Origin of the sequence: Polaribacter sp. WD7, assembly GCF_003335085.1 — a bacterium.
GTDB lineage: Bacteria > Bacteroidota > Bacteroidia > Flavobacteriales > Flavobacteriaceae > Polaribacter.
This window is the reverse complement of record NZ_QPEJ01000018.1, coordinates 1-15397: the sequence shown is the minus strand read 5'-3', so window position 1 is coordinate 15397 and position 15397 is coordinate 1. Positions and strand designations below refer to the sequence as shown.

Annotated in this window: 11 protein-coding genes; 4 read left to right on the top strand and 7 right to left on the bottom strand. The window is 29.3% G+C overall.

Annotated elements, in window-relative coordinates; translation table 11 throughout:
* The 6 genes from DUT90_RS09250 to DUT90_RS09225 form a co-directional block, all read right to left on the bottom strand.
* Positions 1–3147 (bottom strand): Ig-like domain-containing protein, encoded by a 3147-nt coding sequence (locus DUT90_RS09250; RefSeq protein WP_114426903.1) that lies wholly within the window; start codon positions 3145–3147, stop codon positions 1–3.
* Positions 3148–3291: 144 nt separating this feature from the next.
* Positions 3292–5601: a TonB-dependent receptor domain-containing protein gene (locus DUT90_RS09245; protein WP_258848535.1), complete on the bottom strand. Its 2310-nt coding sequence runs from the start codon at positions 5599–5601 to the stop codon at positions 3292–3294.
* Between the two features lie 62 nt (positions 5602–5663).
* A complete protein-coding gene (locus DUT90_RS09240; protein WP_114426901.1) occupies positions 5664–6725 on the bottom strand; it encodes a serine hydrolase in 1062 nt (353 codons plus the stop codon).
* A 140-nt stretch (positions 6726–6865) separates the two neighbouring features.
* Positions 6866–7981: an AraC family transcriptional regulator gene (locus DUT90_RS09235; protein ID WP_114426900.1), complete on the bottom strand. Its 1116-nt coding sequence runs from the start codon at positions 7979–7981 to the stop codon at positions 6866–6868.
* 2 nt (positions 7982–7983) lie between these two features.
* Positions 7984–8901, bottom strand: coding sequence for an AraC family transcriptional regulator (locus tag DUT90_RS09230; RefSeq protein WP_258848534.1), 918 nt, complete (start codon positions 8899–8901; stop codon positions 7984–7986).
* 239 nt (positions 8902–9140) lie between these two features.
* The gene (locus DUT90_RS09225) at positions 9141–9926 is read right to left on the bottom strand and encodes an alpha/beta fold hydrolase (protein WP_114427651.1); all 786 of its coding nucleotides are present in this window, start codon (positions 9924–9926) and stop codon (positions 9141–9143) included.
* A 44-nt stretch (positions 9927–9970) separates the two neighbouring features.
* Between DUT90_RS09225 and brnQ the strand changes: the two genes are divergently transcribed.
* A complete protein-coding gene (gene brnQ, locus DUT90_RS09220; protein WP_114427652.1) occupies positions 9971–11239 on the top strand; it encodes a branched-chain amino acid transport system II carrier protein in 1269 nt (422 codons plus the stop codon).
* Positions 11240–11740: 501 nt separating this feature from the next.
* Here brnQ and DUT90_RS09215 read toward each other — a convergent pair.
* Positions 11741–12319, bottom strand: coding sequence for a Crp/Fnr family transcriptional regulator (locus DUT90_RS09215; protein WP_114426898.1), 579 nt, complete (start codon positions 12317–12319; stop codon positions 11741–11743).
* Between the two features lie 98 nt (positions 12320–12417).
* On the opposite strand from DUT90_RS09215, the gene DUT90_RS09210 reads away from it, so the two are divergent.
* From DUT90_RS09210 to trxA, 3 genes are all read left to right on the top strand, one after another.
* Positions 12418–13557: a glycoside hydrolase family 26 protein gene (locus tag DUT90_RS09210; RefSeq protein ID WP_114426897.1), complete on the top strand. Its 1140-nt coding sequence runs from the start codon at positions 12418–12420 to the stop codon at positions 13555–13557.
* Positions 13558–13610: 53 nt separating this feature from the next.
* Complete coding sequence (locus DUT90_RS09205; protein WP_114426896.1) at positions 13611–14450, top strand: helix-turn-helix domain-containing protein; 840 nt, start codon at positions 13611–13613, stop codon at positions 14448–14450.
* Between the two features lie 291 nt (positions 14451–14741).
* Entirely contained in the window at positions 14742–15056 is a 315-nt protein-coding gene (trxA, locus tag DUT90_RS09200) for a thioredoxin (protein ID WP_114426895.1), read from the top strand.
* Positions 15057–15397: the final 341 nt, after the last annotated feature.

Here is a 15397-nt window from a genome sequence, read left to right as displayed (position 1 = left end):
TTATTGTAAAGTTATTTTTTTACTTAGTTGTCCTTTAGATGTTTCTATTTGAACAATATATATACCAGATGCTAATGTTGGTAATTGTATATCTTTTGATCCATCAGAAGTAAAGGTATCACTCCATATTTTTTTACCCAATATATTATAAAGGCTTAATAATGTATTCTTTTTAGAGAACCCTACAATTCTTAGAGTAGAATTGTTTAATGTATATACTTTAATATTTTCTAAGGTAGTTTGTTCATCTACACTTAAAACGTTTTTAGATGTTGTATGTAGATAAAAGCGGCCAGTACCTGTTAATTTTTCTGTTGTAATTAAATTATAATTTTCAGAATCTTGATCCAAACGTATGAATCTGTTTAAAAGCCTATCTTCTAAATAGATTTTTAAACCTTTTGGAAAATTATTCTTATCAATAGAAATAGAAATTTCTTTTCCACTCTCAGCAATAACACCAACAGGAACAATCATGTTTTCAAAATTATTGTCAGGTAAAGCTTGTATGGCAAAATCAACGTTAGTACTTTGATCAACTAAATGAGAAAATATGTTAAGATTAGTGCTTTCTCCAGTAAACGTACCTACGTCAGAACCAATATCTAAACCTTCGGTTTTATTGCTGATATATCTAATTTTAGTGAATACGTTATTTTTATTTTCTGATAAATTCAAGATAATTTCTGGGTAAGAACTTGTATTTTTTAGAAAAATGTCTCCCGTTTCATGTGTTTGCATTGCTTCTGTAAAAGAAACAGAAGTACCTCCATTATCTGGTGCATGTACAAAAAAAGCTTGCCCAGGAGCAATAGAAAAAGCTGCATCATCTATAGATTTTATTTCATAAGGTGTAGCACCGTTCCAAAGATATAAACCAGCCCTTGTAGGATCTAAACTATTGGTGCTTATATTTGTTTTTAGAAAATTATCTGTAGTATTAGAGGCGTTGTTACCGTGTATTGCAGAGGTGTATGGGTTACCAACTAAATTCCATCTACTTCCATTAGGATTATCTCCACCATCTTTTATAGCTATAGATTCTCCAGCATTATCAACATTTAGAGCGCCTGTAAAAGAGATTGTACCCGCTACAGTACTTTTTTGAATAGCATATCCTTTAGCAGTTAAAAAATTACCAGCATCATCAATATCATTTGTTCCTGAGTTATCTGTATAGTAATTATATCTTAAAAGAGATGTTGTATTGTTAACATAAGGGGCTATGGCAAATCTATTTCCGTTTGTGTTTACTTGACCAACTAACGCATTTAAAGGGTAGTTTTCAACAGGAGCAGCAATTAAATGCCAATTTGTAGAAACATATCTTAAATAGGTAACATTTCCTGCAGAAGTTCCTCTTACAATCAGAGAACCATTTGCAGTAGCATTTGATAAAATATTTAATGTTCCGTTTTGAGTTAAATTACCATTAATTGTTAGTGCATTGCCAGATAAAATATTTAAGGTACCAGATATATTAGTGGTTATGTTATTTACTGAAACAGTAGCCAAATCTAGATTAATAGTTTTACCTGTATCAACTATAATATTATCAGTAGTTATTGGTAATCTCCCTAATGACCAATTGCTAGCATTAGACCAATTACCGCTAAAAGGATTAAATGAATTGATTTGATTTGCCTCTGATATGAAATTATATGTTGTATTTGATGTTATACCAGAATAATTATTATTTGCAGCATCTTTAAAAACAGTATTATCTATTTCTATATGATATGCTGTGTTTAAATCCAAATTATTTACAGGATTAACAGTTGCAACATTAAAAGCGATTAAAACTTGAGTAGAAGAAACATTTATAGTTTCAAAAATGCTACTATCAGATGTTCTTTTAATAACTATATTCCCTGTCCCTTTGCTAATATTTTCATTAAAAGTTAATGTTATATCTTGATTGATAAGAACTCCTGTAGCGTTATCTGTAGGGTTTGAACTGGTTAAGTTTGGAGCAACAGTATCTACAGTATGCACAGCACCATTTGTAAACCCCCCACTTATTCCATTATTACTTGCATCTATAATACTGGTTCCACTAGCTTTTAAATCGACACTTAAAGTTCCTGATCCAGATACTGAACCAACTGTAACTATATAATTAGAACCACTACCAGAAACATTGGTGATACTTCCTGTAACTCCAGAACCATCTACAGTAAAATCGTTAGTATCTACGCCAGTTACGTTTTCACTAAAAGTAACATTGTAGCTTACGCTTGTAGCATTAGTAGTTGGAGAACCATTTACTGAAATATTTGTAACTGTAGGCGGAGTTGTATCTGCTGGTGTTGCAACTTCTACCTTAAAATCATCAAAAGCAATATCTTCATCAGTACTTGTCAAGTGCTCTATATATATACGAATATGAACATTTGTATTTGCTCCTGTTTCAAAAGTATCTTCAAAATTTGTAAAACTAGCATTAATTATAGTTTTTGGAACATCTCCAATATTATCACTGTTGCTATCGAGAACAGGAGCTGCACCAGTTCCACTTGATGATGTATTGTCACCAATAATAGAAAAAAGACTAATCCAGTTGCTGTTATCAAAAGAATATTGGATGAATACCCTTGAAGCATTTCTAATACCATTAAAAACATCCCAATCTTCACCGCCATCTGAAGCATCACCTTCTGCAATTAGAGAACTTACTTTTATAGTAGTTGAAGCAGGTACCGTAATATTACTCCAATTTATAGATACGAATCTTGTTGCTTCGTCTGTTGTTATGTCACCATCATCTGGTCCACCATAAGTATCAATTGCATCGTAATCTGAAGCTCCAAAAAAACTTGAGCCATTAAAATTAGAAAAATTTAAATTATCACTAGGGTCTAAATCACTTAATCGTAATCTACCAAAATAGTCTTCTGCTAATACATCAACAATATCTTCTACTAATGGTAAATTGTTTGAGTTATCTCTTAAAGTGTAACCAACAGTACTATCTTCAAAATCTTCGAAAACTAAAGTTTGGGAATAACTTTGTAAACTGATAATAAGTAAAAAAGAGGTTATTGAAAATTTAAAAATCTTTTTAAAGGTGTAATTTTTTTTCATAATTTTATGAATAACGATAGAGTTTCTTCCAAAACTAATTGAAAAGGTTGTTCTTATTTGCATAAAACTTAAGGTTGTCTTTGTGTTTTATAAAATGTAATGCTGTAAAGTATTAAACAAAAGCTTTAAAGACTCTTGTTCTTAATGTCTCACTAGGGTATTTTCTGAATAGAAAGAGACTCGCTATTTGTATTCTAAAAAAGAATATTAATTACTCCTTCTTTGTTCATCATCATTACCAAAACGTCTGTTTTTAACCTTTACTTTTTTGTTTCCAAAATTGTAAGACAATGAAATTCTAAAGTTTCTAGAGCTTGCATTTTGACTATAACTTTGTTCTATACCATTTACAGTAGAGTTGTAATCTCTTAAACTACCAGTGTTTAAAACATCGCTAAATAACATAGAGAGTTTTAAGTTATTCTTAAAATCATGTTGTAGCCCAAATGATAAGTGAAACAATTGCCCGATACTAAACAACCCGTCATTATGAAAAGAACTGTACCAAGCATTAGCCTGCAATTTTGTGCTTTTATTTAAGAAAAACGTATTGTTTGATTCTGCATAAAATTGAATACCATTATTAACTTCGGCATCAATGTCTTTTGTCAATTCTGTAATGTATGCTAATACATTGATGCTATTTTGGCTCTTAAACCAAGAGATTTTAGAATAAGAAAAACTTTCTTGAAGTGTGTAAATGTATTTTTTGAAATAATTTTCTCGAGTTACAATTTGATCTTGATTTATGATATCTGTGTTAAAAAATACTCCAAAACCATCTGTAGTTATGTTTAAAGAAAAACTGGTATTAAAGTTGTTTTTGTAGAGATGAGAAATTTCAAAATTATCAGAAAAAGAAGGTTGTAAAAACGGATTACCTACACTATAACTGTTGTCATTAATATAAAAACGAAACGGATTTAAATCTCTAAAATTAGGTCTGTTTATTCTCTTACCATATGAAAAATTGAAATTATTATTTTCATTCTTAGTATAAGACAAATATAAAGTAGGAAAAAATTTACTGTAATTATTTATATTTTCTTGATTGGTATCTGTGCTAATTCCTATTGTTTTGGTGTCTTCAAAACGCAATCCAAACTGCATTGTTAATTTGTCATTCAATTTTGAGTTTCCAGAAAAATAAGCTGCCAAAACGTTTTCTTCATATTTAAAATCTGTGGATTGATTTGGGTCTAAAACCTCCATTCCAGAAGTAGTATCAAAAAATAAAACGCCACTATTGGTATTGGTAAAACTTACTTTTGTACCATAAGAAAGGTTTACCTTTTTTAGCGGAACATCTATATCTATTTGACTGCTAAAATTTTCTATCTTTTGGTTTGCTATGTTTAACGCAGATGAACTTATGCCTTGAGAGTTTCCGTCAATATCAAGCTGTTCTGTAAAATAATCTAAAGTTCTATCTGATGTGAAGGTGAAATAATCTGCATCAAAAGAAATTTGTTTTCCCAAATCATTTAATTTAGAAATGATATGAAAATTTGCAGAATGGTTGTTGTTTTCTACTTCATTTTGAGCATGGTTTTCTTGACTTCTTTCAAAAATATTATTGGTGTCAAATATCTTTGAAGTTGTTACAACGTCAATCCCAGGTGTGGTAGTATTTCCTAAATATTGAAAACCGAAGGTAGTTTTATCAGAAACGGCATAATCAATTAAAAAACGACCTGATATTTGATCTGTTTTTTGTTTTCCTTCTATATCAATATCCCAAATATTTGTTGGATACTCTATAACTAATCCTTCTAAGTTTTGGAAATTGCCTATACTTCCATTAACACTTGCAGATAAAGAAATTTTGTTTTTGTTGTAAAAAAAGTTATTGTTTAGCGTTGTAAAATTATACTTGTTTTGATTATAAGAAAGAGTAGTTGCATTTTTCCAAGAGTTTTGAGCTCCTTTTTTTAAGATAATATTAATTAATCCTCCGTTTCCAGAAGCATCATATTTTGCTGGAGGGCTAGTAATTACTTCAATTTTTACGATATCATCAGCAGCAAACCCGCTTAAAAAAGCAATCAATTCATCTCCCGCTAAAGGAGACAATCGTCCATTAATCATTACTTGAGTTGCTCCTTTGCCTAAAATAGATAAAGCATTATTTTGTAACTGTACACCTGGTGTAACTCTTAATACATCAACACCATTACCACCAGTTGCAGCAATACTTTTTTCAACGTTAAAAATAACTCTATCTATTTTTCTTTCTAAAACTCTTTTTTCTGTTTTTACCACAACTTCATTTAATGCTTGTGCATCTTCTTGTAGTAGTAGGGTTCCTAAATTTAGATTGCTTTTAACATTAATGTCTTTTGTATAGGTTTTGTATCCTAAAAAACTTATTTCTAAAGTATAGTTGCCTGGTGTAATTTTGAGTTCAAACAAACCGTCGTCTGAAGTAGTTGTTCCGGTTACAATAGTATTTTGTTGTTTTAAAACAACATTAGCAAACGGAATTACATCTAAGTTGTCTGTTACTTTTCCTGTCATTGTTTGTGATAATAATGAACTAGAAAAAAGCAAAAATATAAGTAGTTTAAATGGTTTCATCTTTATTTTGTTTTAATGATTTCAAATATGTTTTTAAATAATTCTTGTCTTAATGAATGATTTCTTTGGTTTAAAAAAAAGACAAGTCCCCATTTATGTTCTCTGTCATAAGCTATTATTGAAGATTGCCCTAATACATCTCCTGTTTTAAGAAAAACAGTATTTTTTTTGTATTTTATTATGTTTAAACCTAACCCTAATTGCCTTCCATCTTTGTTATATTTAATCTTTTCGCATAAAATAGCAGCTTTTCCTAAACGGCTTTTTTGGTTTAAAACAATTTTTAAATAAGTAACCATATCTAAAGTATTCGATTTTACCAAACCAGCAGGACCAGTAATGCCCCAGTTAAAAAGTTCTTGTGTTCCACCTTCTGAATTATAGCCCTGTACCTTATTATCAACATTAAAATCTGTTGAATACGTACTTGTTAATTTTAAAGGTTGTATTAAATTTTCATTTAAAATTTCTGGATACGTTTTTTTGTAAACAGTTTCTAAAATTTGACCTAATAAAATGTAGCCAATTGTAGAATATCTATAGTTGCCGAAATCAATTAATTCGTTGCAATTGTTTATTATTTTTGATAATGTCTCTTGATTTACAGCATCTGTAGGTTGTTGAGAATTTGCCATAATTAATGACCTGAAATCAATATCTGGTAAACCTGATTGATGAGAAGCTAAATCAGAAATTTTAATTTTTTGCTGTAGATTTTTATTTAGTTGATATGCATTGGGCAAATAATCATCAATAAAATCAGTAATTTTTAATTTTTGTTCTAGTTGTGCCTGTGCAATTAAATTTGCTGTTATAATTTTAGTGATAGAAGCAATCTCAAAAAGTGAATTTTCATCAACTTTTTGATCACTTATTCTACTTAAATTTCCGTAGGCTTTAAAATACAGTTGATTATCTTTTACAAGACCTAAACTTATACTAATATTCGGATTTTTTTGGTGTGTTACTTTTAAAATAGAATCTATTTTCTGATGAATATTTTGACTAAATGACTTAAATGTAATTGCTAAAAATAAAACTGTAATTGTAACTGTTGTTTTCATCGTATTTGTTTTTGTTGCTGCAAATGTGCAATGGAAAGCAATACTGTGCGACCGAAAACATAAAGTCGAACGGATTTCTACTATAGAAATCCGTTCGACTTTATTTGTTAAACGTTCGACTTTACGCTAAGTAATTGATTTTAAATAGATTTACGAAATTGAGTAGGTGTTAATCCCGTATGTTTTTTAAAGGCGGTATTGAAAGAAGATTTTGAATTAAAACCCACTTCATACAAAATTTCTAATACCGTAAACTCTTTTTTAGATGGATTTTTCAAGATGTTTTTGGCTTCTTCAATTCTATATTCATTAATAAAATCAAAAAAATGTTTGTTTAAACTTTGATTGATAAGAACCGATAAATCTCTTGTATTCATTTGAATTTCTTCTGCTAAATGTCTAAGTGTTAAAGACGGATTTAAATAGGGTTTGTTCTTTATCATAAATAAAGAAAGTTGCTCAATCTTTTTTGTATTTTCTTTTGTATTTAATTTTTTAGCCAAATCTGTAGATAACAATATTTTAGAATCTACCCCTGTAAATAATTGCGGATATCTTAACGCTTTTAAAACATACCAACACACAAAACTTAATACAGAAATTACTAAGATTTTATGCGAAATTTCAAAAAATTCGGGTGCTCCAAAAAACTTTAAAACATTTTTTATAATTGCAAAACCATAAAGAAAAGCAGTAAATAATAGCAACTGAAATAACCAATTGTATGTTGTTATAGTGTTGCTAGAGTAATTTTCTTTAAAAATCTTTTTGGCGCGTTTTAAAACAATAAAACCAGCCGTAAGATAAAAGACAGATTGTAAATGTAATGCAATATGAGAAAAGTAAGATTCGTATAGCGAATTAAAATTAGTGAATAACTCAATTTTTTGGGTTGTAGATCCCATATAAAATCTAGGTAGCATTACCAAATTACCAATAATATAAGGTATAGCATGCCATAGGTGTTTCCATTGCAATTTAAAATCAGAATAGCAAACTGATAAAATATACAGAAATAAAACAGGCATTTGCAAGTAAGAGAATTCTCTTGAAGCAACCAGTAAATTATTGGGTTCATTAAAAATAAGAGAGCTATAAAAACCTGTAAATTCTATGGCATTAAGAACCAGATAAGAAGCAAAAAGTTTATTGCTAATTTTATTTGATGAGGGTACAGAATAAATAAAAAAAGCTAAAAGTAACAATATAAATGTTATGATAATTCCAATAATATTAGTAAAAGTTACCGTTTCCATTTTTAGTTGTAAAATTGTTTTCTGTACTCAGAAGGTGTTGCTCCTGTATGTTTTTTAAAAGCAGTATTAAAAGAAGATTTTGAATTAAAACCTACGTCATATAAAACCTCTAAAATGGTGTATTCTTTTTTAGAAGGATTTTTTAAAATATTTTTAGCTTCGTTAATTCTATATTCATTAATAAAATCAAAAAAATGTTTGTTTAAGTTTTGATTGATTAAAATTGATAACTCTCTAGAATTGATTTTAATTTCTTGAGCTAAATTTCTGAGCGTTAAAGATGAATTTAGATAGGGCTTTTGCTTTTTCATAAAATTATCTAGCTTTACTAAATGCTCAGTGTCTTCCGTACATTTTGTTTCATCAGTACTAAAAACTTCTATTTTAGAATCTACACTTTTAAACAATTCTGGATATTTTAAGGCTTTAAAAACAAGCCAGATCACTATAGATAAACCAATTATGCTAACTACTATTTGTGCAATAGGAAAACTAAAATTACCATCTACATACTTTAAAATACTTTTTATAATTACAAAACTATGAGCTATAGCAGAAACTAAGGTAAACTGAAATAACCAGTCGTAAGTCTTGGTAGCTGTATCTGAAAAATTTTGATAGTAAATTTTTTTGTATTTGTTTAAAACAATAAAAATTAAAACAATATAAAATATAAATTGTAAATGAATTGAAAAATGAATAAAAACTAGTTCCCAAATGCCATTAAAATCTTTCCATAAATTGGCAATGTAGCTAGCATCTTTAGTATAAAAACGATTTACTAAAATTAAATTACCAACAACAAACGGAATACAATGAAATAGATGTTTGGGTTTTAGCTTAAAATCACTGTAGCAAACAGACAGCACATAAAAATAAAGAATGGGCATTTGTAAATAAGCCAATAAGCTTTTAGCCATTACAAAATTGCTAAATCCTTTAAAAAATAAGTTGTGAAAATAAGCGCTAATATCTATGGCGGTTAAAAATAAAAAAGAGGCAAAAAGTATATTGCTTATGCGGTTTTTTGATTTTACAGAAAGTAAAAAAAAACCTAATAATAGGCATAGTGTAAAATACACAAAAGATATAAACGTAATTGAACTAACTCCTTCCATTATTTTTATAAGATAATCAAAGATAGTTTATATATCTAGTTTTAGCAACGTTTAATAAAAGTCTGTAAAGTACTTATCAACTCATCTTTATTTTCTATATGACTCATATGCCCTCCAGAAAAAACAACAATTTCAGAATTTGTTGTTTTTGCCTCTTTAATTGACGTTTTAAAATCTAATACAGGATCTTTTTCACCAAAAACAATCAACTTTTTAAAATTATTTTCACTTAAAATACCGTTGTTTTTTTTTCTAATACGCATACCTTCATTAGCGGCTATATATCCTTGTAAAGAAGTTTTTAGCGCTTCTGTTTTTACAAAATCTATTTCTTTTTTAAATTTAGATAAATTTTGTGGTTCAAATAAATTTGAAATAGACATTCTTACCATGTTTTCAAAATTTTGCTGTACCATTTTATTGGCTCTCAATCTTAAATTTTTTCGATCTTCAGAATCTTCATTAGAAGTAGAATTTACTAAGCAAATTCCCTTTATTTTAGTACTATTTTTTTGGGCAATTGCTAAAGAAACATAGCCACCTAAAGAGTGCCCTACCAAAATATATTTTCGAATTTTTAGCTGTTTTAAAACAGCTTCAATTGTTTCTGCAAACAATTCCATGGTATGCACATAGCCTAAGCAATCAGATTTTCCGTGACCCAATAAATCAACTGTAATTACACGGTTTCTTTGAGAAAGATGAGGTACAACTGTATTCCACATAGTGGCATTTTCTAGAAACCCATGTAGTAAAACAACTGCAGTACCTTTGCCCACATCTGAAAAAGAAATAGTTGCATTTTTAAAAGTGATTGACTTTTGCATCAAACAAAAATATGTATATTCCAACAATAAAAATTCATAAAACAATGAACAAAACTAAAGAAATTTGGATTGCTGGTTTTGCACTTTTTTCGCTCTTTTTTGGTGCAGGAAATTTGATATTACCACCAACTTTAGGGGTTAAATCTGGTTTAGATTGGTGGGTTGTAGTGTTAGGTTTTGTAACAACAGCAGTAACTATCCCTATTTTAGCTATTTTTGCACACGCCAAATTACAAGGTACCTTATTCGATTTTGGTAAAAAAGTTTCTCCTTTTTTTAGTACTGCATATTGTTTGTTAATTTACACTATAGCCATTGCAATTCCTTCTCCAAGAACTGCTGCTGTAACTCATGAAATGACTGTACAACCCTTTTTTGGTACAGCACCAGTATTAACAAGTATTATTTACTTTTTCTTGGTTTTTATATTTGCGATGAATAGATCTAGAATTATCGGCTTGATTGGGCAATTTCTAACCCCAGTTATTGTCACAATTTTACTCATCATTATAGGTGTGGCTATATTCTCTTCACCAGAAACTATTCTTCCATCAACATTTAAAATCCCATTTGTAGATGGTCTTTTAGAAGGATACCAAACCTTTGATGCTATTGGAGGGGTTGTTGTAGGTGCAGTAATTATCATTTCTTTAAATTATAGCACACATACTAGCTTTAAAGCGCGAAAAAAATTAATTAGACAAGCAGGAATAATAGCAGGTTTAGGTTTGTTTTTGATATACGGAGGTTTAATTTTAAGCGGTTCTTTATTCTCATCTACTTTTGTAGAAAACGCTTCAAGAATTGAAATATTATCTAGTTTAAGTGCCCAAACCTTAGGTGGTTTAGGGGCAAGTTTTTTAAGTATTTTAGTGGCTTTGGCCTGTTTTACAACAGCAGTAGGTATTGTAACAGGAACTGCAGATTATATAAAAGGCATATGCAATAACTCTCAAAAAGCGTATACTATTACAGCTGCAACAGCCTCTATTATTGGTATTGTTGTAGGTAGCTATCAAGTAGACTTTATTATTACCATAGCAGTGCCAGCACTAATGTTTTTATACCCAATAACTATAGTTTTAATTTTACTAAACATTGTTCCAGAAAAATTTGCTTCTAAACGGGTGTTTAGAGCTGTAGTTTTGGTAACATTTCTATTTAGCATCCCTGATTTTTTAGGGTTTGTAATTCCAGAAGAAAACTTAACAGGAATAAAAAATAGTATTCCTTTAGCAAATTATAGCTTAGGTTGGGTAATTCCTGTATGTTTAGTTTTTGTAGTCTTTAATTTAATGAAAAAAACACCTTAAAGTTTTATTTTTGTAACTCATTTATAATCAGGTAAAATGTACCAATTTTAATCTTACTCAATTTAACGGCAAAGAAACGATTAGCACGTTACGAGGTATCAATTGGGTAAAAGAAAATATTACTCATTTAAAAAAGATGGTTATTATGAGTAAAAGTTATATATAACCTTCTCTTTAACAAAAAAGAAATTACAGATGGCAAGCAGGTATTGGGTTAGAATTTCCAATTTTTAAATTTCAAAATAAATTATCTACATACTTTTGAAAGCTAGGTTATACAAAAGTAAAAACAGCAAGATCGGTTTATTACTTTAGGCTTTTCAGTAAAAAATTTTTAGAAATACATTAAAAAGAGCGTAAGTTTTAACTTACGCTCTTATAAACATATTTGAAAATTAGATTTGGGGGGTAATATCTTTAAATGTTTTTCATAACTATGTGTGTATACAAAAATAGGGTCCATCCCACAGTAAAAAAATGACCTATGATAAGAAATAAACTTTACGAATTTGATTTACGAATTCTACTCAAACTCTCATTGGTAATACCTAGATAAGATGCAATATGATAATTTTTTACTTGTTGTTCTATATCTGGGTAATTGGTAATAAATTTTATATACCTGTCTTTAGCAGAAAGTGTTAGGTGTTCTAAAATTCTTTTTTGAAAGTTAGCAAAAGCTTTTTCTAGTTTTATTCTAAAAAAAGACTCTACTTTAGGTATGGTTCTGTATAAGATTTTTGTGTCTGATTTAGAAATTTTATAAATCTGAGCATCTCTAATACAATCTATACACATTACAGATTTTTCTGTTGTAAAGAAAGAGGTGTAATCACTAATCCACCAATCATTTATAGCAAATTGTATGGTGCTTTCTTTTCCATAATTATCAATAAAATAAGAACGTAAACAGCCACTATAAATATAATATTGATACTCAGCAGACATACCAGGGTGCAAAATAATATCTCCTTTTTTTACTTCAACCATTTCAAACTGAGCATTAATAAACATTACCTCTTCTCTAGAAAGAGGATAATTTTTAAAAATTTCTAGGGCTATAGAAAATTCAGCATTCATAGGTGAGTAAGTTGCAATCTTTTTTTAAAGATAACAAAAAAGAATAACATTTTTAAACTTGCATGTAAAAACAATGGGCTTTAAGCGACATAAAATGTATGAAGAAATACTTATCGCTACTATTTTCTATCATAATTCTTTTTTCAAGTTGTACTAAAGAAGAAGATTTATTTGATATTAATGCAGAAAGATTGCCTCTATTAGTTACAAATCCAAATAACTTTGCAGATCAAAATATAAATCAACAAACTAGAGATCTATACAACAGACTCATAGAGATTACACAAAGCGGAATTGCTTTTGGGCAACAACAACCTTTTGGAACAGGTAATAACTTTCCAGTTAACAACGAGCTAGATAACGATTTTTTTGAGGTTACAGGAGATCATCCAGCTATAGCTGGTTTCGATTTAGAACTAATAGGTTTACAACCAGAAGGAAGTTTCTTAGAGGGTTTTATCAATCAATTTGCAGAAAAAGTAATACAAGCACATGAAAACGGAAGCATAATTACCATAAGTTGGCATTATGCAAATCCAAATGGTTTTAGTTTATTAGGAGATAGAAGAAATTTTAATGGTATTGTAACATCGCTTTTAGAAGGTGGTCAATTTAGAGAGTCTTTTATACAACGTTTAGAAAGAGCAGCTCTACTTTTAAATCGTTTGGTAGATACAAACGGAAATCCTATTCCGGTTTTATTTAGACCTTGGCACGAAATGAATGGCGATTTCTTTTTCTGGGGAGAAGGTTTTAGAACTACAGAAGAATACAAACAACTTTGGCGAGATACTGTTCAAATTCTGTCCAATCAATTTAACGTTCACAATTTAATTTATGTGTACGCACCAAACTTTGTTTCTAGTAGGTCAGAATATTTAAGAAATTATCCTGGAGATGATTTTGTAGATCTATTAGGCATAGATGTGTACGATTTTAGAAACAGAAGATTTTTAAACACAGCCATAAAAAACTTACAAATAGTAGAAGAAATTGCTACAGAAAAAAACAAACTTTTTGCACTTACAGAAACAGGATTAACAAACTTAGTAAATAACAATTGGTTTACAGAAAGTTTATACAAAGCCATTAGAAGTAGCAGTATTAGTTATGCAATGATTTGGAGAAATGATATGACAAACTTTTTTCACGCTCCATTTTTAGGGCATCCTTCTGAAGCTGATTTTAATGAATTTTTAAATAAAGAAATTATTTTATTAAGTACAGAACTTTTTTAAAGAAGATTAATAACTTTGAACTAAATTGCAATCAGTCCAAATCAACCAAACAAATGGCAGTTCAAGAAATAACAAAATATACCTATAAAGACATCTTTACATTAAGTACAGTAGAATTTGAAAAGGCGTGTACTATAGATCATTCAGTACAACAAAATGCCTATTCTATTTATTGGATACAAGAAGGTAAAGGAACCTATAATATTGATTTTGAGCAATTTGAATTTCAAGACAATGTGTTGTTTTTCTTATCTCCCGGACAAGTTTTTACGGTAGATTCAGAACAAATAAAAACAGCCTATAAATTTACTTTTGTTAGAGATTTTTACTGTATTCAAACCCACGATAAAGAAGTAGCCTGTAACGGAATTTTATTTAACAACGTTTACGAAACGCCGTTTGTAAAACCTTGTAAAAAAGACACCAAAAAACTCCAATTTATTTTAGAAAGCTTAGTAGATGAGTTTCAACAAAACGAAGCTGCTCAGTACGATATGTTGCAAGCTTATCTAAAACAATTTATGATTTGTGCTGTACGTGTGCAAAAAGAAAACCACGTTATTAAAGAAGACACAGAAACCCGTTTGTTTAAAGATTTTAGTGTACTCGTAGAGCAAAATTTTAGAAATTTACACTCCGTTACAGATTACGCAAATAGGTTGGGTGTTTCTCCAAAATCCATTAGCAAACATTTTCAAAAAATAGGCAGTAAAACACCTTCAGATTTTATTAAAAACAGAATTATACTAGAAGCCAAACGCTTACTTATTTACACAAATAAAAATGTAAAAGAAATTGCGTTTGAACTCGGTTTTAATGACCCTGCTTATTTTACTCGCTTCTTTACCAAAGCCATTTCTAAATCTCCTTTGCAATTTAAAAAGGAGTATTAATCTTATACATACTTTACGTTTTTTATTTTGGGCGTGCCCTTTCAGGTCAGGCTTTCACAACTCGCTTTTTTAAGTTTTATCAAACTTAAAAAGAGCTCAAACATCTTGTTCAATCCTTCACGCAAGCATTTTTGCAAACTTTTTTTCATAGTCCAAGCAGTAAGAACTTTTGTCCATTTTTAAACCTTCTTTTCGGTTGCATCTTTGCAGTGTCAAAACAAAACAAAAGAATTTAAAACAAATACGAATCATAATTCTTAAACAAATAAAAGAATTTAAAAAACAACCAAAATGGAAACACAAATAGAACACCTAAACGTAAAAAGTATTATAGAAAATAACGGTAATGTCTTATTAGATTTTTATGCAGAGTGGTGTGGCCCTTGCCAAAAATTATTACCAACTATTCATAAATTAACAGACGAGCTAAAAGATGATGTTCTCATTCAAAAAGTAGACGTAGATGACTATCAAGAATTAGCAGCAAAATATAGCATCAGAAATATACCTACGCTTATTTTTTTCAAAAACGGAAAACCGGTAGACAGACATACAGGGCTAATTACAGAAAGAAACTTAAGAGACAAAATTAACAGATTAGCATAAAATCTCTTCAGTCCAAACAGTAAGAACTTTTGTCCATTTTTAAACATAAATGTTGGTTGCATCTTTGCAACATATAAAAAATAATCACTTAAAAACATAAAATTATGAGCAACATAGAAAGAACAGATTGCCCAAACTGTTGGGGATATCAAACATACGAGAACAACAATTTAGAACAAGAATTTTGTACAAATAACGAACAATAATTAACAATCAATAAAAAAAAGTCCTGTTTGCAGCAGGCATAAAATTATGAGCACATTTAATGTACCAACCAAAAACGAAGTATCAGAAAACAATCAAGCAATTTTTGCACAATTAGAAAAAGGATTAGGCTTTGT